We start from the raw sequence: 18,486 nt of genomic DNA, 5'->3' as shown, positions 1-18,486 counted from the left end.
GGCATCATGCCGGCCGATTCAGGCGCAGAGCTTTTGCTCCCGGTAACGGCTGATTCTTAGCGAATTGCCGTCACAGTGCCTTTGTTGCCGGTCACCTTGACGTGCACGGTTTTGTATACGAAGTAATCCTGAACCTTCACTTCATAACGCGGGGCGACGATCACGTCGGCACCCGAGGCCGTGACTGCCTTGTAAGCAGCGGCGGATTTGGCGGATGTCACCGGGTCGAGACCCAGGGCAAAACCACCTTCGCTACCACCGTAGGTGACGCCATCGGCGAACTGGGTATCGCCACCCAGCTTGAACACATTGAACAGGATGTTCACCGAAGACTCACCGGAGATGGTTTCGCCCACTTTCACGTCGGCCTTGAGGTTAGTCTCAACGGTACCGTTCAACGGCACTGCAGGCTGACTAACGTTCTGGCTGGCACAGCCAGTCAACAGGGCGAACGCAGAGATAGTGGCGATAGTTGCGATACGTTTCATGCAAAACTCCTTTGCATAACATTCCATGGATACCCCATTGCGGGGCAATGCATTGCCCGAAAGGCGGGCGCATCCTAGAAGCCCGGCCTGGAGCGGGCAAGCATGGATAAGGGCTTTATGACATCTCGCACGCGGAATTAGGCGATGGCTTACACGACGCCCCGCAAACTGTGAGCGACTGGACAGTTTGCGCCTGCTCGGCATTTCCTTATAAGATCGCGCCTTCCCCGTTTCGTCGCACTGTGCGGCTCCCAGCCGCAGGTTCTGCCATTTTTCTGTTAAATCCGGCCGTTGAACCTGCGCCCTGTTGTCAAAAGGTAGTTAACCATGAGCGCAAGACACTTTCTCTCGCTGAAGGACTGCACACCGCAAGAGCTGGTGGGCCTGATCCGCCGCGGCATCGAGTTGAAGGACTTGCGCAACCGAGGCGTGCTGTTCGAGCCGCTGAAGAACCGCGTACTGGGGATGATCTTCGAGAAGGCCTCGACCCGTACCCGCCTGTCGTTCGAGGCCGGCATGATCCAACTGGGCGGCCAGGCAATTTTCCTCTCGCCACGCGACACCCAGCTCGGCCGCGGCGAGCCGATCGGCGATGCCGCCATCGTCATGTCGCGCATGCTCGATGCGGTGATGATCCGCACCTTCGCCCACAGCACCCTGACCGAGTTCGCCGCGAATTCGCGAGTGCCTGTGATCAACGGACTGTCCGATGACCTGCACCCCTGCCAACTGCTGGCCGACATGCAGACCTTCCACGAGCAGCGCGGCAGCATCAAGGGCAAGACCGTGGCCTGGATCGGCGATGGCAACAACATGTGCAACTCCTATATAGAAGCCGCCGAGCAATTCGACTTCCAGCTGCGCGTGGCCTGCCCCGAGGGCTACGAGCCGAACCCCGGGTTCCTGGCCAATGCCGGTGATCGGGTGCAGATCCTGCGCGACCCGCGCGAAGCGGTAGCGGGTGCGCACCTGGTGAGCACCGATGTCTGGGCCTCGATGGGCCAGGAAGAGGAAATCGCCGAGCGGGCCAAGCTGTTCGCCCCCTATCAGGTCAACTGCGCCCTGCTCGACGCCGCCGCCGCAGACGTGCTGTTCCTGCACTGCCTGCCGGCCCACCGCGGTGAAGAGATCAGCACAGACCTGCTCGACGACCCACGCTCGGCGGCCTGGGACCAGGCGGAAAACCGCCTGCATGCGCAGAAGGCCTTGCTCGAATTCCTGGTCGAACCGGCGTACCACCACGCATGAGCCAACCGCTGCTGAACCTGCGCGACCTGAGCTGCGGTTACCCCGAACACAAGGTAGTACAGAACCTCCATCTGCATCTCAACGCTGGCGACATTGGCTGCCTGCTCGGCCCCTCAGGCTGTGGCAAGACCACTACCCTGCGCGCCATCGCCGGCTTCGAGCCGGTGCTCGAAGGCGAGATCCAGCTGGCCGATGAAGTGATCTCCCGCGCCGGTTTCACCCTGGCGCCGGAGAAGCGCCGAATCGGCATGGTGTTCCAGGATTACGCGCTGTTCCCGCACCTGAGCGTGGCGGAAAACGTCGCCTTCGGCATTCGTCAGCAAACCAATTGCCAACGCATCACCAACGAACTGCTGGACCTGGTCAAGCTCGGTCAACTGAGCAAGCGCTACCCCCATGAACTGTCCGGAGGCCAGCAACAGCGTGTGGCCCTGGCCCGCGCCTTGGCCCCCGAGCCGCGCCTGCTGCTGCTCGACGAACCCTTTTCCAACCTCGATGGCGAGTTGCGCCGGCGCCTGAGCCATGAAGTCCGCGACATCCTCAAGGCCCGCGGCATCAGCGCCATTCTGGTCACCCACGACCAGGAGGAAGCCTTCGCCGTCAGCGACCATGTCGGGGTATTCAATCAAGGCAAGCTGGAGCAGTGGGACACGCCCTTCAACCTCTACCACGAACCGCTGACCCCATTCGTTGCCAGCTTCATCGGCCAGGGCTACTTCATCCGCGGCCAGCTGCTCAGCCCCGAAGCGGTGCAAACCGAACTGGGCCTGATTAGTGGCAACCGTGCCTATATCTGGCCGACCGGCAGCGCAGTGGATGTGCTGCTGCGCCCGGACGACATCGTCTACGCCCCCGACAGCGAGCTGAAAGCGCTGATCGTCGGCAAGACCTTCCTCGGCGCGGCTACCCTGTATCGGCTGCAGCTTGCTACTGGAAGTCAGCTGGAATCGCTGTTCCCCAGCCATGCCGACCACCGCCCTGGCGAACACGTCGGCATTCGCGTGGCGGCCGATCACCTGGTGGTGTTCCCCGCCCCCGGCAGCATCGCCACCCAGGTCAACCTCGGCGACTCAGGGGTCAGGCGTTACAGCAGCGCCAGCTGACGGTTCAACCTCACCCCTTGCGCCCGACGTAGGGTGCGCCACGCGCACCAATGCCACGGTTAACCCTGTCCAACATCCTCGTTCAGGCACAACCGGCCGCTGGCCACCAATACCGCCTGGCCGGCAATTTTGACTCGCTCCCCCTCCAGCCGACAGTGCAGCTCGCCGCCACGCGCCGAGCACTGGTAAGCACTCAGCTCGGTCTTGTCCAAACGCTCGGCCCAGTAGGGCGTGAGCATGCAATGGGTCGAGCCGGTGACCGGGTCTTCATCGATGCCGATTGCAGGGGCGAAGTAACGCGAGACGAAATCATGCCGTTCACCGGGCGCCGTGATCAGCACTCCCAAGCCCGGTAATTCGGCCAGGGCCGGCAGGTTCGGCCGAAACCCGCGCACGGCGGCCTCCGTTGGCAGGATCACCAGCAGCTCCTGAATGCCCTGCGGCGCCTTCAGCACCAATAGCGCTTGCACCGGCATGCCCATGGCCTGCTCGACCTGCGCGGTCAATGCGCAGGGTTCGGTCCTGCGCACTGGGAAATCCAGCACCAGACGGCCGGCCTCGCGACTCACCCGCAGAGCGCCGGACTGACAGATGAAGTCGATGCTCTCGCCCGGCTCGGCATAGCACTCAAACAGCACATGGGCACTGGCCAGGGTGGCATGCCCGCACAGCGGCACCTCGGCGACGGGGGTGAACCAGCGGATATGCCAGACGGCGCCCTCTTTCACCACAAAGGCGGTTTCCGCCAGATTGTGTTCGGCGGCGATCTGCTGCATCAGCGTGTCGCTGAGCCAGCTGTCCAGGCGATAGACCATGGCCGGGTTGCCGGCGAAGGGACGATTGCTGAAGGCGTCGACCTGATGGAACTCGAGTTGCATAGGGGGATACTCCTGATCCGCAATGAGTCGAGAATGCCGAAATCCGCGCCCGTGCGCCCGCTACAGTCGCCCCCGATAAAGACATTACAGCTGCACTGTCTCAAGGCGCCGCGAACGAGCACGGTGCATGGATCAATCGCGAAAGGTTCTAAAAAAACCACCAACCCTCAATAAATCAGACACTTGCAGATTCTGGCACGCCACCTGCTATGACCAGCCCCGGTCAGCACAACGGCGTGTCTGCCATACATCCGACAACGACGTCACGGTACCCCGCTCATCTTCGAGCCGCGGACACTGTGACGTTTTTTTTTGCGATTTTGGCCCATATAGGAAGCATGCCATGCGCCCGATAACCCTCTCCCTCCTGTCCCTGGCCATCGCCAGCAGCACCTTCAGCCACGCCGCTTCCGCTACCCAGCCACTGAGCACGCTGATCACTGAAGGCAAGCCGATCCTCGACCTGCGCTACCGCTACGAGCACGTCGACCAGGACAACGCGCTGAACAACGCCAACGCCCAGACCCTGCGCACCCGCGTCGGCTTCCAGAGCGGCAAGTGGTACGGCCTCTCGGCGCTGATCGAGGCCGACAACGTCAGCCGCATCGGCGACGCCAGCTACAACAGCACGCGCAACGGCCAGGGCGACTACTCGGTGGTCGCCGACCCGGACGGTAGCGAGGTCAACCAGGCCCTGCTGCGCTATGACCACACCCTGGGCAACGCGGTGCTCGGCCGTCAGCGCATCAACCTGGACAACCAGCGCTTCATCGGCGGCGTCGCCTGGCGGCAGAACGAGCAGACCTATGACGGTGTGCTCGGCCAGCTGAAACCACTGGACGGCCTGACCCTGACCTACGCCTACATCGACAACATCAACAGCATCTTCGGCCCCGGCGACAATCGTTTCGATACCGCCGCCAACCCGGCCAATATCGAAGGCCACAGCCACCTGCTGAATGCCCAGTACATGGTCATGCCCGAATTGACCGCCACCGCCTACCAGTACCGCCTGGGCCTGGATAACCTGGCGCTGGGCAGCCAATCGAGCCAGACCAGCGGTGTCCGCCTCAATGGTGCCATCGCCGGCATCAGCTATGCCCTGGAATACGCCCAGCAGAAGGAGTACGCCGACAACCCGCTGCAACTGGACAGCGACTACTACCTCGGCGAGTTGGGCTACACGATCAAAGGCATCGCGCTTAAGGCCGGTTACGAAGTGCTCGGCGGCGATGAAGGGCCGGGCAACCGCGCCTTCCAGACCCCACTGGCGACCAAACACGCCTTCCAGGGCTGGGCCGACATTTTCCTGCTGACCCCGGCCGATGGCGTCGAGGACGCCTACCTCGGCTTTACTGCCCCCCTGCTCGGCGGCAACCTGGCAGCCTGGTACCACAACTTCAGCGCCGAACAGGGCAGCAGCGACTACGGCTCGGAGATCGACGTCTCCTACGCCCACCCGATTCCCGGCGTGAAGGGTCTGGTCGGCCTGGTCAAGTACGCCAGCTACGACGCCGACGGGTTCTCCGTGGACACCGACAAGTTCTGGGCGCAACTGCAATACAGCTACTGACGTCCCGGCCCCGCTGTGCCCGCGGCCGTTGCCGCCGCGGGTCTCAAGGAGACATCCCCATGCTCAACCCGATTATTGCCGGCCTGCTGTTCGGTCTCGCCCTGCTCAGCCCGCCGAGTTGGGCGACCATCAACGCCGCCGAGGCGATGAACCTGTCCGGCATGCAGCGCATGCTCAGTCAGCGCATCGCCAAGAGCTACCTGATGATCGGCGCCGAGGTCCGCCCGGATCTGGCCGAACAGCAGCTCGACCAGAGCATCGCCAAGTTCGAGAGCAACTATCTGGCCCTCGACGCATACGCCCCCACCGCACAGATTCGCAACGCCCTGAACGACGTGGGCCAAACCTGGCAACGCTACCGCGAACTAGCCCTGTCACGCCCGGACAAGCAGCGGGCGCCGGTCATCCTGGAACTCAGCGACCAACTGCTGGCGCAGAGCGAGCTGGTGGTGCAACTGCTCGAACGCCACAGCGGCGGGCAAAGCGCCCGGCTGGTCAACCGCAGCGGCCGCCAGCGCATGCTCAGCCAGCGCATCGCCAAGCTCTACCTGGCCATGAACTGGCACTTGCCGGTCGCCGGCCTGCAACAATCGTTCAATCAGGCGGTGGAGGAATTCGACCAGGCCCTGCAGGAACTGCAACAGGCCCGGCAGAACACCCCGGCCATCGCCAAGGGCCTGCAGCAGGCCGAAGCGCAATGGCGCTTCACCCGCGCCGGCTTCAACCTCTCCGCCGACTCGCGCTTCGTACCCACGGTGATCGCCACCACCAGCGAAACCCTGCTGTGGCAGATGAACGAGCTGACCAGCCAGTATGAAGGGGTGATGCTGGCAGGATCCTGAGGCGCACCAACTCAACCCGGTAGGGTGCGCCATGGGAGCCAACAGATTGGTGCGCGCGGCGCACCCTACGTTGGCGCCAGGGTCAAATTGTATCGCTGACTCCCCACTCAACCCTCGCTGCGCACCCGCTGCACGGCATCCAGCCAGCCGTGGTAGAGCTTGCTGCGGTGCTCCGCACTCATCCGCGGGGTGAAGCGCTGCTGGCGCTGCCAATGCCCGGCGATCTGGTCAAGGTCGCGATAGATGCCTGCCTTGAGTCCGGCCAGATAGGCCACACCGAGGGCGGTGGTTTCGGTGACCTCGGGGCGCTCGACCGGCACGCCAAGAATGTCGGCGAGAAACTGCATGACCCAGTTGTTCTCCACCATGCCGCCATCCACCCGCAGCGCGCTGGGCTCGGCGGCGCCGTCCTGGCGCATGGCCTCGAGCAGGTCGCGGGTCTGGTAGCAGACCGACTGCAGGCCGGCGGTGACGATCTCCTTGATCCCGGTGTCGCGGGTCAGGCCGAAGATCGCGCCGCGCGCCTTCGGGTCCCAGTAAGGCGCGCCCAGGCCGGTAAACGCAGGCACCAGGTAGACCCCGCAGGCATCGCCGGTCTGTTCGGCCAGGGCCTCGCTGTCGCGCGCATGGCTGATCAGCTTGATGCCGTCGCGCAGCCACTGCAGCGCCGCGCCGGCGACGAAGATGCTGCCCTCCACCGCATAGGTGACCTTGCCGTCCAGGCGGTAAGCGACGGTGGTGAGCAGGCGGTTTTTCGAGGCCACCGGGGTCTCGCCGGTGTTCTGGATCATGAAGCAGCCGGTGCCGTAGGTGCTCTTGACCATGCCCGGTTGGAAGCAGGCCTGGCCGATCAGCGCGGCCTGCTGGTCGCCGGCCACGGCCAAGACCGGAATAGGCGCGCCGAGCAGTTCGGCGTCGAGGGTGCCAAAGTCGGCGGCGCAGTCCAGCACCTCGGGCAGCAGGCTGGGCGGAATCTCCAGCAACTCGAGCAACTCGGCGTCCCACTGCTGACTATGGATATTGAACAGCAAGGTGCGCGAGGCATTGGTCGCGTCGGTCTTGTGCGACTTGCCACCGGTCAGGCGCCACAGCAGGAAGCTGTCCACCGTGCCGAAGCGCAACTCGCCGCGTTCGGCCCGAGCCCGCGCGCCGGCCACATTCTCGAGAATCCAGCGCAGCTTGGTGCCGGAGAAGTAGGGATCGATCAGCAGGCCGGTCTTGGCGCTGACCATGGCCTCATGGCCGGCGGCCTTGAGCGCGGCGCAGTAGTCGGCGGTACGCCTGTCCTGCCAGACGATGGCCGGGTGGATCGGCTCGCCCGTGAGCGCGTCCCACACCAGGGTGGTTTCGCGCTGGTTGGTGATGCCGATGGCGGCGATCTGGCTGGCGTCCAGACCGCCCTGCTCGAGCGCCGCACGACAGACCTCAAGGGTGCTCTGCCAGATTTCCTCGCCGTCGTGCTCGACCCAACCGTCCTGCGGGAAGTACTGCTTGAACTCCTGCTGCGCCCGCGCCAGCGGCTGGCCCTGGGCATTGAAGACGATGGCGCGGCTGCTGGTGGTGCCTTGGTCGATGGCGAGCAGGTAGTCGGACATGCGGATTTCCTTGTTGTTATGCCTAGGGATCAGACCGTCGGGCGGCTTACTGTCGGCCGATGGCGGCGAACCCGGCCCCGGTCAGTTGCGCCAGCACCTCGGCCGCCAGTTCCACCTCCAGCCCGCGCCGCCCGGCGCTGACGAAGAGGGTCGGATACAGTTGCGCCGAGTCGTCGATGAAGGTGCGCAGGCGCTTCTTCTGCCCCAGCGGGCTGATGCCGCCGAGCAGATAGCCGGTGGCGCGTTGCGCCGCAACGGGGTCGGCCATGTCGACCTTCTTCACCCCGGCGGCCTGGGCCAGGGCCTTCAAATCGAGGCTGCCGGCTACCGGCACCACCGCCACCAGCAACTCGCCTTTTTCGCTAGCGACCAGCAGCGTCTTGAACACCCGGGCCGGCTCGAGGTCGAGTTTTTCCGCCGCTTCCAGACCATAGGAAGCGGCTTTTGGATCGTGGCTGTAGCTGTGCATCCGATGCGCAGCCTTATGTTTTTTCAGCAGGTCGATAGCGGGAGTCATGTTCGTTTGTGAAAATTATCTGGCTGAGTTCGCGTACCTTAGCCGAAAAAACTGCCAGGAGCAGTTTTTAACGTCGTGCAGCGACGGCCCGCAGGGTGGCCGCCATGGATGGCAGGCCATAAAATTTGCCGGCCGGCAGCCTATACTGCCGTGCACAACAAGGATCGCTCCCATGACCCTGGCACCGCGCCAACACGACATTCTCAACCTCGCCCGCGAGCGTGGCTACGTCAGCATAGACGAACTGGCCCAGGCCTTTGCCGTCACCCCGCAGACCATCCGCCGCGACATCAACCAGCTCGCCGAGCAGGGCCTGCTGCGCCGTACCCATGGCGGTGCGGCGAGCGAAGCCTCGAGCACCCAGAACACCGCCTATGCCATGCGCGCCGGGCAGATGCGCGAGGAGAAGCAGCGCATCGCCGAAGCCATAGCCGCGCACATTCCCGACCACGCCTCGCTGTTCATCAGCATCGGCACCACCACCGAAGCGATCGCCCGCGAGCTGCTCAAGCGCAAGGGCCTGAAGATCATCACCAACAACCTGCACGTCGCCGCCCAGCTCAGCGCCAAGGCGGATTTCGAGGTACTGGTGGCCGGCGGCACGGTGCGCAGCGACGGCGGCATCGTCGGCCAGTCGACGGTGGATTTCATCCAGCAGTTCAGGGTCGACTTCGCCCTGGTCGGCATCAGCGGCATCGACGAGGACGGCAGCCTGCTCGACTTCGATTACCAGGAAGTACGGGTGTCCCAGGCCATCATCGGCAATGCGCGGCAGGTCTTCCTCGCCGCCGATTCGAGCAAGTTCGGCCGCAACGCGGTGGTGCGCCTGGGCTCGATCACTCTGGTCGACCGCGTGTTCACCGACGCCCAGCCCTCGCTGGCGATCAGCCGTCTGCTGGCCGAGAACAAGGTGCAGTTGGACCTTGTCTGATCCCTCCTCCACGGCCCTTCACGACCGCTCGGCGCGAAATCGTGCAGCGAGGTGGCGAGCGTGCGTACATTCGACTAGCATATTTTCGAAACTGAACATAAGTAAGTTCACTTTCGACTTTAGGGTGCCACCATGCCTTCTCGCCCCAAGCATATTGCGCCTGTCGCCGAAGTCTACGATCTGGCGGTTGTCGGTGGCGGCATCAATGGCGTCGGCATCGCCACCGATGCGGCCGGCCGCGGCCTGTCGGTATTCCTTTGCGAAAAGGACGACCTGGCCGAGCACACCTCCTCGGCCAGCAGCAAGCTGATCCACGGCGGCCTGCGCTACCTGGAACATTACGAATTCCGCCTGGTGCGCGAAGCCCTGGCCGAGCGCGAGGTGCTGCTGGCCAAGGCCCCACATATCGTCAAGCCGCTGCGCTTCATCCTGCCGCACCGCCCGCACCTCCGCCCGGCCTGGATGATCCGCGCCGGCCTGTTTCTCTACGACCATCTGGGCAAGCGCGAGAAACTGCCCTCCTCACGCAGCCTGCGTTTCGGCCCCGGCAGCCCGCTGAAGGCGGAAATCAGCCGCGGCTTCGAATACTCCGACTGCTGGGTCGACGACGCCCGCCTGGTGGTGCTCAACGCCATGGCCGCCCGCGAACAAGGGGCGCATGTGCACACTCGCACCCGCTGCGTCAGCGCAAGGCGCAGCAAGGGCTTGTGGCACATGCACATGGAGCGCGTCGATGGCAGCCTGTTCTCGATCCGCGCCCGCGCCCTGGTCAATGCCGCCGGCCCCTGGGTCGCGCGCTTTATCCGCGACGGTATCAAGCAGGCCTCGCCCTATGGCATCCGCCTGATCCAGGGCAGCCACATCATCGTGGCGAAGCTGTTCGACGGTGAGCAGGCCTATATCCTGCAGAACGAAGACCGCCGTATCGTCTTCGCCATCCCCTACCTGGAACGCTTCACCCTGATCGGCACCACCGACCGCGAATACACCGGCGACCCGGCCAAGGTGGCGATCAGCGAGGCAGAAATCGACTACCTGCTGAGCGTGGTCAACGCCCACTTCAAGCAGCAGCTGCAGCGCACGGACATCCTGCATACCTATGCCGGCGTGCGCCCGCTGTGCGACGACGAGTCCGACCAGCCCTCCGCCGTCACCCGCGACTACACCCTGGCCCTGTCCGGCCTACCGGGCGAGGCGCCGCTGCTCTCGGTATTCGGCGGCAAGCTGACCACCTACCGCAAGCTGGCGGAAGCGGCGCTGGCGCACTTGGCGCCGCACTTCCCGCAGATGAAACCGCGCTGGACCGCCACCTCCCTGCTCCCCGGCGCGGAAAACCTGGACAGCCAGAGCGCCATGGTCGCAGCCCTGTGCACCCGCTGCGGCTGGCTGTCGACCGCCCTCGCCCGGCGCTGGGCCAGCTGCTACGGCAGCCGCAGCTGGGTCCTGCTCGAGGGCGTGCGGGAACTGAGCGACCTCGGCGAACACCTGGGCGGCGGCCTGTATACGCGCGAAGTGGACTACCTGTGCCAGCAGGAATGGGCCATGCAGGCGGCCGACATCCTCTGGCGGCGGACCAAGCTGGGGTTGTTCATGACGCCCTCACAGCAGGCCAGACTGATCCGCTACCTGTGCATCGCATCGCCTAACAGCCCGGAAGATGCCCACGCGACCTGACTCTCTCTTGCAGATCCTTCGCCTCGCCGATCGCCCGAGACGCGGGGCTTTTTACACCTGAGTCGCTTACAACCGCGCCCAGTGCCCGTCCCGGTGATTCGCCTTAAGATGCGGCAGTACCGCCGCCAGCAACGGCTCCTTGAACGCCTCCTGGAAGCGATGGGCCAGGCCGGGAATCAGCTTGAGCGCGCTGCCCTGGATATGCGCGGCCACATGCACGCCGTGCATCGCCGGCAGCAACGGATCGGCGGTGCCGTGCACCACCAGGGTCGGTACCTGCAAACGATTGAGCAGCTCGACCCGACTGGACTCGGCGAGAATCGCCAGCAGCTGGCGCTGCACGCCCTCCGGGTTGAAGGCACGGTCGTAGGCGGTTTCGGCCTGTTGCAGGAGCGCTTGACGATCGTCGCTGACCAATGGACTGCCGAGGGCGGCGAGCAGATCGGCCTGCTGTTCGACGGCCACCTCGCGGCTTGGCGCCTCGCGCTCGGCCAGCAAGGCCAGCAATGCCGGACTGGGCGCCGGCAGGCCCTGGGCGCCGGAGCTGGTCATGATCAGGGTCAGGCTCTGCACCCGTGCCGGCACCAGGTCGGCCAAGTGCTGGGCGATCATCCCGCCCATGCTGGCGCCGAGCACATGAAACTGGCGCACGCCCAGGGCATCCATCAGGCCCAGGGCATCGCCGGCCATGTCGCGCAGGCGGTACGGCGCCGATACCGACAACCCCAGGCGGTAGCGCAGCGCCTCGTAGGCGAGGTTGGCCGGCGGCGCAGCCTGAACCCAGCTGCTCAGGCCGACATCGCGGTTGTCGAAGCGGATCACCCGGAAGCCTTGCTCGCACAGGCGCGCGACCACCTCGTCCGGCCAGTGGATCAGCTGCCCACCCAGGCCCATGACCATCAGCAACACCGGATCACTGGCGCGGCCGATGCTCTGGTAGGCCAGTTGCACCTCGCCCAACTCGACCTTGAAGGTCGGCGCCTGCACATCGCAGCGCTCGCTGGCCAACACAGGCCAGCCGCACAGGAGTACGGCCAGAAAAATTAACGCACGCATGCAAACACCAGAACGCAGAACCCCATTGAGACGCGAGTTTGCTGACATTCGCTCGAGCGCGCTGCCACAGAACCATGACAATTTGATGAATACTGCCGAGCGGTCGCTACAGGGCGGAGGAATGCTATATGGCAGACCTGAGCACGGACGGACGCTGCCTAAGAGCCTGTCGGACGTTGACGTCCGTAGTGCGGAAAAACGAAAGCGCTCCATAAACCCCACCTACCCAGTTCAGGCAGTTTGGTTTTAAATCGCCTTCAGGTTCCAGGGCAGTAGCGCTTCATAGTCCTCAACGGTAGTGGCTTGGGGCAGGCGCTCGAGGATATGGCACAGCCAGGCATAAGGCTCGTGACCGTTGGCTTTGGCGGTTTCCACCAGGCTGTAGAGCTGCGCGCTGGCTGTCGCGCCCTTCGGCGTGTCGCTGAACAGCCAGTTTTTGCGGCCGATGACGAAGGGCTGGATGGCCCGCTCGGCGGCGTTGTTATCGATCGGCAGGTGGCCGCCCTCGATATAGCGTTCGAGCCTGCTCCAGTTGCTCGCCAGGTAGTTCACCGCCTTGCCTAGGGCATTCTGCGCGGTGACCTGCGGCTGGGTTTTCTCCAGCCAGACCTTGAGCTGGGCGAGCAGCGGCAGGCTGTGCTGCTGACGGCCCTGATGGCGTTGCTCGGCACTGGCTTCCTTGAGGTCGCGCTCGATGCCGTACAGCTTGTTGATCATCCCCAACGCGATGTCGGCGCGTCCGGTTTTGCCCTTCGGTTGCACCTTTTGCGCTTCGACGAATTTGCGCCGTGCATGCGCCCAGCAGGCCAGACGTTCAACACCCGACTGTGCGGCCACGGCGTTGTAGCCGGCGTAGTCGTCGGTCATCAAATAGCCGCGATAGCCAGCAAGCAGGCGCAGTGGTACCTCCTGGGCACGGCTGGCGGTGTAGTCGAAGAGGATCACCGGCTTGTCCGGCGGGCCGCCGGTTTGCACCCACATCCAGGAGTGACTGCTCGGATCGCGCCCCGGCTCTTTCAGCACCTGCACACGGGTTTCATCGCAATGGATCACCGGGCTGTCCAGCAGCTTGTCGCGCATCAGGTTGAGCAAGGGCTGCAACTGCTCGCCACACTGAATCACCCAGCGCGCCAGGGTCTGGCGGGGGATGTCGATGCCATGGCGGCTCAGAACCGTCTCGAAGCGATACAGCGGCAGGCCGTCCGCATACTTGGTGGTCAGCAGCATGGCCAACACGCTGGGGCTGGCCAGGCTTTTCTCGATTAACTGCGCCGGCTTATCGGCGGTGACTGGCGCGCGTTCGCAGCCCTTGCAGGCGTAGGTTTTGCGGATGTGTTTGATCACCCGGATCTGCATCGGGATGATCTCCAGTTGTTCGCTGGTTTCCTCACCCATGACGTGTTTGCGGCAACCGCATTCGCAGGTCAGTTCGTGCTCGGGCAACTCGTGAATGACTTCGATGCGAGGCAGTTCGGCCGGCAGTGACTGGCGCTTGCCACGCGGTTTGCTGACGGCGACAGGGCGCAGTTCGACCGTTTCGACGTCGTCCTGACCATCGCCATTGGGCTGCTCGGCCAGCACCTCGGCCTTGTTGAGCAAGGGCAATTGCGGCGACTCGGGATCGCTGGTCTGCTCGGACTTGCGGCCAAACAGGCGATCACGCAGCAAGGCAACCTGCTCTTGCAGTTGCGTGATCTTGCCCAGATTCGACTGACGCTCCAGCAGCACGTCAGACAGCAGCTGCTTGAGCGTTTCGGGATCGTCAGGAAGGGTTTCGGGCACGGAAATCATGCCGTGGATTATACCGGCTCAGGTCACGAAACGCGGCGTCAAAACCTGGTGCGGGCGGTTGCGCCACAGGTCGAAACCATCCAGCAGCCAGTTCAATTCCTGGACCGTCAGCACGATGGCTTCGTCTTGATCGTCAGGCGATGTTTTGAATCGCTCGGCATCAAGGCGCTTGAGCCACAAACAGAAGCCGTTGCGCTCCCAGTACAAGATCTTCACCCGGTTGCGCGACTTGTTGAGGAAGACGAACAACACCGGGTCGAACACCGCCACCTTGATATCCAACTCGACCAAGGCGGCCAGCCCGTCGATGGATTTACGAAAGTCGACGGGTTTGGGGTAGAGGTAGACTTTTTCGACCTTGGCATCGGGACGCATCATGGCGGCTGGCTCCAGAAAGAAATCGGAGCACAGCATTGGCTGGCCTTCGGATCATTTGAAGATGGGGTTTATGGAGCGCTTTCGGAAAAACCGGGCTTGAGCGGGTTTCTTCAGTCAATCGAGGTCACTGGCGAGGAGATCGATCATGGCGGGACAGGAAACCAAGCCAGTGGCAACGCCAACGCCGCCCTCAGACGGCGTTGGCGTGAGCTCATCTGAAGACCATATCCCTGAGAAAGAGTGCAATCGGTGGGAAATAGATCAAAGCCACCGCGGCACCAATCTTGAGCAGGAAGAAGGGCAAGGAGCCGCGAATACAATCGATATAGGGTCGGCGAAACACAGCTGTCGCGGTGAAGATGTCACAACCGAACGGCGGCGTCGCACCACCGATCGCCACTTGCAGGATGACGATCACCCCCACCAGCACCGGATCAAGCCCAGAAGCAACAGTCAGCGGCATAAAGATCGGCGTCAGCACCAGAATCACGACGATCGAGTCGACAAACATGCAGCCGATGAAGAATGCCAAGGTAATCGCAAATAGAACGGTGTAAGGATCTGCCCCATCGAGGCCGAACGACTGGATGATCCCCTGCGGTATCTGCGCATAGGCCAGCACCCAGGAAAATGCCGCTCCCGCCGCAATCAGGATGAAGACCACCGAGGTGATCATGCCTGTCGAGCGCGCAATGCCCAGCAGCTCCGCCGGTTTGATCGAACGGAAAATCACAACCTCAAGGATGATCGCATAGATCGCGCAAACAGCCGCGGCCTCCGTCGGGCTGAAAATTCCGCCATAGATGCCGCCAATGACGATTGCCGGAAAACCCGCTGGCCAGAGGGCTCGGCGCATCGCCGAGAAGCGCTCGGGCCAGCTGGCTTTCTCGACAGTCGGGATGTTTCGGCGGACGGCATAGAAGAAGCTGTAGCAGGAGAACGCCAGGAGCAGTAGCAGCCCAGGCCCGATACCGGCGATAAACAGCTCAGAGACCGAAGTGCCCGAGGCCACGCCAAACACGATCATGCCGATCGACGGCGGAATCAGACAGGCCAGGCCGGCCGAGTTGACCGCCAGGGCGATGGTGAAGCTGTCGCTATAGCCGGCCTGGAGCATTTTCGTGCGCATAGGCGAGCCGATCGCCACTACTGTGGCTTGGGTCGAACCGGAAACCGCGCCGAACATGCCACAGGCGTTAACCACCGCCACCGCCAAGCCGCCCCGTTGGTGACCGACAAACCTCAGCACCAGGTCGAGCAGGCGATCGGCCGAATGCCCCTTGGTAATGACGTCAGCGGCGAACATGAACATCGGTATGGCGATCAGTGATGCCGGTTTTACTCCGCCGATCATCTGTTGAATAATCAGCTGCGGACTCAAGTCAGGCAAATAGAATATAAAAGCACCCAGTGTAGCGCCCAGTAGCGGCACCATCATGGGAAACCCTGCCAGCAGAAAAATGACCATAATGATCAGCATTAAGGCAGTCATTACTTGACCTCCTTGAGCACTGCGTCACGCGCATCGTTACAGGGTTGCGGACTATGCTTATCGCGTCCCGCATCGTCCATCACAGACGAATCGGCGAGCTCTACCGCCTCGTATTCATCACGCGTTCTGTAGGAGACATAAACATCGGGATCGGTAAAATCGAGGTTACGCCAGGCAGTCAGCAGATACTGGACGCCGGTAATCACGAAGCCCAGCACCACCGGAACATAGGCGAGGTACAGCGGGACTTTCAACGCCGGCGTCAACCGCCCGCGACTGGCGGTCTTGGCGACGTATTCGATGGCGAAATAGGCCAAGGCAAACATGATGCCAGCCGTCACCAGGGCAATCACTATCATCAGCGCTTTCTTGGTAACGGCCGGAAGCTGATCATAAATGGCCGTCATCCGGATATGTCGCCCATTGCGAGTGACGTAACCAAGCCCGAAGAAGGTAATCAGCACCATCAGGAACTCATTGAGCTCCTCGACGAAATAGATGCTCTCACTGAACACGAATCGCCCGAAAACATTGGCGCAAGCAAAGGCCGCCAAAGCCAGTATTGCCATTCCCAGAACCGCACTTTCAACTCTACCAAGCAAGCAATCCAGACCAATAAGAACATGATTTACAGGCGACATCTTATTCTTGTACATAGTTGCCTCTATTGCGGCGTCTTAAATTGATCGGGCACCTACAGCCAAACCGGCGCGTGCCTGACTGTAGGCTGCGACACCCTAATTAGCGTTTTCTCCTTTCGCGACCTCTTGCAGGATCGAGGCAAGCAGCTTTTTGCCGCGCACGCCGATATGCTCTCCAACTTTCTCATGGGTTTTCTGGCTGGCTTGGCGAAACACTTCCCGCTCGGCTTCGCTCAACTGCACCATCTGCATGCTAGGCTTGGCCGATTGGATGGCCTGCAAACGCTCGGCGTTGTATTGCTGCACCGCTTCAGCGATATAGCCATTCATGCCGCTTATGGTCTCGTCAATCAGACTTTGCCGCTGCGGCGAAAGATTCTGATACCAATCATCACCAGCCATGATCGCCGTCACCAGCTCCTGCTCTCCGGCCCAGATCATGAAATCGGTTACTTCGTAAAACTTCATTTCCTGGATGGCTGGCACCGGGTTGGTTTGCCCGTCGATCTGCTTCAACTGCAGGCCACCGTAGACTTCGCCAAACGGCATCGGCGTCGGACTCGCCCCCAAATCAGAGTAGGCATCGAGTAACACTGGCGAAACCATGACGCGCATCTTGAAACCTTTCAAATCAGCAGGACTGCGCACCAGACGATTCGTAGTCCAAACCTGTGGTCCCTCGGAGAACAGCGCCTGCAATCTCAAGCCCTTTTCCTCGAAAGCCGTGCCCAGATCGCCACGCAAAAGACTCTCTGAACTGAGCAGCTGGGTTATGGCCGAGGGGTTGTCCGGCAGCACATAGTTCATCAAGAATACTTGGGACTCCGGCACCAAGGTGCCCAATGCGCCCACTGCGACGTTGACGAAATTGACCGCACCGTCAGCCGTCTGCTCAACCATTTCAGTCGAGGTTCCCAGCTGCCCCAGGTAGTAGATCTTGACTTCAATTTCACCCTGGCTCGCCTGTTCAATGCGGCTCTTGAACTCCTTGGCGTAGACATCCATCAAGGACTCGGGCGGTTCCTCAATCGCGTATTTCCACACTTCGGCCGCAAAGCTGCCGGAACTTGCCAGCAGCAACGCAGCAGCACCCAACAATGTTCTTAAATGAGTCATGGTTTTTCTCCGGTACGCAGATGTTGTAATTGTTCTGGATAGCCGTTCTAACGTGATTGTTACTCTTTTGCCTTGTTACGCTCATGAAAAATAAAGCCGATGCTATTCAATAGCAGCTGCGCGGCCAGGATCGAGGTCATCCCGGTAGGATCATAGGCCGGCGCCACCTCGACCAGGTCCATGCCGACGATATTGCCCCGGCTGCGCTTGGCCAGCAGCTGGATGATCTCGAGCACTTCGTAATAGAGGAAACCGCCATGGCTCGGAGTGCCGGTGCCCGGCGCAATGGATGGATCGAAGCCGTCAATGTCGATGGTAATGTAGTAGGGCACGCCGCTGGGAATCAAATCGAGTACGCCCTGGGCGCCGAGGCGACGTACGTCGCGCACCGACAAGATATTCGAGCCGGCACTGCGCGCGGCGTCGTAATCGTCGCGGTTGGAGGACGAGACGTTGCGGATGCCCAACTGGGTCATACCGATGATGTGGTTCATCTCCGAGGCCCGACGCAGCGGGCTGCCGTGACCATAGCGCACGCCATGGCGCTCATCGACGAAATCCAGGTGGGCATCGATATGGAGGATATGGATAGGCCCGCGCCCCTCGAAGGCCTTGATCACCGGAGCATGCACAGAATGATCGCCGCCCAGCACTACCGGCATGGCGCCAGCCTCGAGAATCTTGCGCACGGCGTACTCGGTGTTGGCGTTGCTCGCCACCATATCGGTGTGCACGATGTCGGCATCGCCGACGTCGACCATGCGCACATCGGAAGCAGTCAGGTACATGACGTCGTCTTCGTGATCGTAGGCGCCCGCGTGGCCGAAGGAGAACAGGGTCGAAGCCTCGCGAATGCCGCGCGGTCCGAAGCGTGCGCCGGAGCGCCACTGGGTGCCCATGTCGTTGGGCGCGCCGAGGATCGCCACATCGGCATTCAGCGCATCCCAGTCGGTACAGACCGGCGATTTGGCGAAGGTGCAATGACCCACGAATGGCAGGTTCAGGCGACCGGATTCGTAACTGTTGTTCGACATGTTCAGGCGTCTCCAACTCTTGTTCTTGGCGAGGGGCGAAGCGGCTAGGCATTCGCCGTTGGAGTGACTATGGGCGCAGTTTTTTCTGGAAAAAATGCGCAACTTCAGATACTCATATCGGCGTTTCCG

General features: G+C 62.3%; 17 protein-coding genes. 6 read left to right on the top strand and 11 right to left on the bottom strand.

Features of this window, described 5'->3' with window-relative positions; all coding sequences use genetic code 11:
* Positions 1–56 precede the first annotated feature (56 nt).
* On the bottom strand, positions 57–488 hold the full coding sequence (locus tag BM315_RS05365) for a hypothetical protein (protein ID WP_090498581.1): 432 nt from the start codon (positions 486–488) through the stop codon (positions 57–59).
* A gap of 327 nt (positions 489–815) precedes the next feature.
* Here BM315_RS05365 and argF point away from each other — a divergent pair, with 327 nt between their 5' ends.
* Positions 816–1,736, top strand: coding sequence for an ornithine carbamoyltransferase (argF, locus tag BM315_RS05360; RefSeq protein WP_090498579.1), 921 nt, complete (start codon positions 816–818; stop codon positions 1,734–1,736).
* The gene (locus BM315_RS05355; protein ID WP_090498577.1) at positions 1,733–2,839 is read left to right on the top strand and encodes an ABC transporter ATP-binding protein; all 1,107 of its coding nucleotides are present in this window, start codon (positions 1,733–1,735) and stop codon (positions 2,837–2,839) included. Before argF ends, BM315_RS05355 begins: the two co-directional genes overlap by 4 nt.
* 59 nt (positions 2,840–2,898) lie before the next feature.
* Here BM315_RS05355 and BM315_RS05350 read toward each other — a convergent pair whose 3' ends face one another.
* On the bottom strand, positions 2,899–3,717 hold the full coding sequence (locus BM315_RS05350; protein WP_090498575.1) for a PhzF family phenazine biosynthesis protein: 819 nt from the start codon (positions 3,715–3,717) through the stop codon (positions 2,899–2,901).
* A 343-nt stretch (positions 3,718–4,060) separates the two neighbouring features.
* Here BM315_RS05350 and BM315_RS05345 point away from each other — a divergent pair, with 343 nt between their 5' ends.
* Together BM315_RS05345 and BM315_RS05340 are read left to right on the top strand one after the other, a co-directional pair.
* Positions 4,061–5,290: an alginate export family protein gene (locus BM315_RS05345; protein WP_090498573.1), complete on the top strand. Its 1,230-nt coding sequence runs from the start codon at positions 4,061–4,063 to the stop codon at positions 5,288–5,290.
* 59 nt (positions 5,291–5,349) lie between these two features.
* Positions 5,350–6,132, top strand: a complete 783-nt coding sequence (locus tag BM315_RS05340; RefSeq protein ID WP_090498571.1) for a type IV pili methyl-accepting chemotaxis transducer N-terminal domain-containing protein — start codon at positions 5,350–5,352, stop codon at positions 6,130–6,132.
* A 107-nt stretch (positions 6,133–6,239) separates the two neighbouring features.
* Here the strand turns inward: BM315_RS05340 and glpK are convergent, their stop codons facing one another.
* The gene (gene glpK / locus BM315_RS05335) at positions 6,240–7,727 is read right to left on the bottom strand and encodes a glycerol kinase GlpK (protein WP_090498570.1); all 1,488 of its coding nucleotides are present in this window, start codon (positions 7,725–7,727) and stop codon (positions 6,240–6,242) included.
* Between the two features lie 46 nt (positions 7,728–7,773).
* Positions 7,774–8,244, bottom strand: a complete 471-nt coding sequence (gene ybaK / locus BM315_RS05330) for a Cys-tRNA(Pro) deacylase (RefSeq protein ID WP_090498569.1) — start codon at positions 8,242–8,244, stop codon at positions 7,774–7,776.
* A gap of 172 nt (positions 8,245–8,416) precedes the next feature.
* Between ybaK and BM315_RS05325 the strand changes: the two genes are divergently transcribed.
* Positions 8,417–9,175 (top strand): DeoR/GlpR family DNA-binding transcription regulator, encoded by a 759-nt coding sequence (locus BM315_RS05325; RefSeq protein ID WP_090498568.1) that lies wholly within the window; start codon positions 8,417–8,419, stop codon positions 9,173–9,175.
* 132 nt (positions 9,176–9,307) lie between these two features.
* Entirely contained in the window at positions 9,308–10,849 is a 1,542-nt protein-coding gene (gene glpD, locus BM315_RS05320; RefSeq protein ID WP_090498566.1) for a glycerol-3-phosphate dehydrogenase, read from the top strand.
* Positions 10,850–10,915: 66 nt separating this feature from the next.
* On the opposite strand, the gene BM315_RS05315 is transcribed toward glpD, so the two are convergent.
* The 7 genes from BM315_RS05315 to speB form a co-directional block, all read right to left on the bottom strand.
* Positions 10,916–11,905, bottom strand: coding sequence for an alpha/beta fold hydrolase (locus BM315_RS05315; RefSeq protein WP_090498564.1), 990 nt, complete (start codon positions 11,903–11,905; stop codon positions 10,916–10,918).
* 246 nt (positions 11,906–12,151) lie between these two features.
* Positions 12,152–13,696, bottom strand: a complete 1,545-nt coding sequence (gene tnpC, locus BM315_RS05310; protein ID WP_090498562.1) for an IS66 family transposase — start codon at positions 13,694–13,696, stop codon at positions 12,152–12,154.
* Between the two features lie 18 nt (positions 13,697–13,714).
* Positions 13,715–14,074, bottom strand: coding sequence for an IS66 family insertion sequence element accessory protein TnpB (tnpB, locus tag BM315_RS05305; protein ID WP_020798857.1), 360 nt, complete (start codon positions 14,072–14,074; stop codon positions 13,715–13,717).
* 211 nt (positions 14,075–14,285) lie between these two features.
* Entirely contained in the window at positions 14,286–15,566 is a 1,281-nt protein-coding gene (locus tag BM315_RS05300) for a TRAP transporter large permease (protein WP_090498560.1), read from the bottom strand.
* Positions 15,566–16,222 carry a TRAP transporter small permease gene (locus BM315_RS05295; protein WP_090498557.1) on the bottom strand — a complete coding sequence of 219 codons (657 nt, stop codon included), beginning with the start codon at positions 16,220–16,222 and terminating at the stop codon, positions 15,566–15,568. Before BM315_RS05295 ends, BM315_RS05300 begins: the two co-directional genes overlap by 1 nt.
* A gap of 81 nt (positions 16,223–16,303) precedes the next feature.
* Positions 16,304–17,323 (bottom strand): TRAP transporter substrate-binding protein DctP, encoded by a 1,020-nt coding sequence (dctP, locus tag BM315_RS05290; protein ID WP_090498555.1) that lies wholly within the window; start codon positions 17,321–17,323, stop codon positions 16,304–16,306.
* Positions 17,324–17,382: 59 nt separating this feature from the next.
* Positions 17,383–18,357, bottom strand: coding sequence for an agmatinase (gene speB, locus BM315_RS05285; protein WP_090498553.1), 975 nt, complete (start codon positions 18,355–18,357; stop codon positions 17,383–17,385).
* Positions 18,358–18,486: the final 129 nt, after the last annotated feature.

The organism is Pseudomonas borbori (genome assembly GCF_900115555.1).
GTDB lineage: Bacteria > Pseudomonadota > Gammaproteobacteria > Pseudomonadales > Pseudomonadaceae > Aquipseudomonas > Aquipseudomonas borbori.
Note: the sequence above shows the minus strand (reverse complement) of the source record. Positions and strands in the feature narration are given on the sequence as shown.

Coding starts and splice junctions, on each gene's coding strand:
- glpK (WP_090498570.1), bottom strand. CDS start 7,727: ATGTCCGACTACCTGCTCGCCATCGACCAAGGCACCACCAGCAGCCGC.
- glpD (WP_090498566.1), top strand. CDS start 9,308: ATGCCTTCTCGCCCCAAGCATATTGCGCCTGTCGCCGAAGTCTACGAT.
- BM315_RS05365 (WP_090498581.1), bottom strand. CDS start 488: ATGAAACGTATCGCAACTATCGCCACTATCTCTGCGTTCGCCCTGTTG.
- ybaK (WP_090498569.1), bottom strand. CDS start 8,244: ATGACTCCCGCTATCGACCTGCTGAAAAAACATAAGGCTGCGCATCGG.
- argF (WP_090498579.1), top strand. CDS start 816: ATGAGCGCAAGACACTTTCTCTCGCTGAAGGACTGCACACCGCAAGAG.
- BM315_RS05345 (WP_090498573.1), top strand. CDS start 4,061: ATGCGCCCGATAACCCTCTCCCTCCTGTCCCTGGCCATCGCCAGCAGC.
- BM315_RS05295 (WP_090498557.1), bottom strand. CDS start 16,222: ATGTACAAGAATAAGATGTCGCCTGTAAATCATGTTCTTATTGGTCTG.
- BM315_RS05300 (WP_090498560.1), bottom strand. CDS start 15,566: ATGACTGCCTTAATGCTGATCATTATGGTCATTTTTCTGCTGGCAGGG.
- BM315_RS05350 (WP_090498575.1), bottom strand. CDS start 3,717: ATGCAACTCGAGTTCCATCAGGTCGACGCCTTCAGCAATCGTCCCTTC.
- BM315_RS05315 (WP_090498564.1), bottom strand. CDS start 11,905: ATGCGTGCGTTAATTTTTCTGGCCGTACTCCTGTGCGGCTGGCCTGTG.
- BM315_RS05355 (WP_090498577.1), top strand. CDS start 1,733: ATGAGCCAACCGCTGCTGAACCTGCGCGACCTGAGCTGCGGTTACCCC.
- BM315_RS05325 (WP_090498568.1), top strand. CDS start 8,417: ATGACCCTGGCACCGCGCCAACACGACATTCTCAACCTCGCCCGCGAG.
- tnpC (WP_090498562.1), bottom strand. CDS start 13,696: ATGATTTCCGTGCCCGAAACCCTTCCTGACGATCCCGAAACGCTCAAG.
- dctP (WP_090498555.1), bottom strand. CDS start 17,323: ATGACTCATTTAAGAACATTGTTGGGTGCTGCTGCGTTGCTGCTGGCA.
- tnpB (WP_020798857.1), bottom strand. CDS start 14,074: ATGATGCGTCCCGATGCCAAGGTCGAAAAAGTCTACCTCTACCCCAAA.
- speB (WP_090498553.1), bottom strand. CDS start 18,357: ATGTCGAACAACAGTTACGAATCCGGTCGCCTGAACCTGCCATTCGTG.
- BM315_RS05340 (WP_090498571.1), top strand. CDS start 5,350: ATGCTCAACCCGATTATTGCCGGCCTGCTGTTCGGTCTCGCCCTGCTC.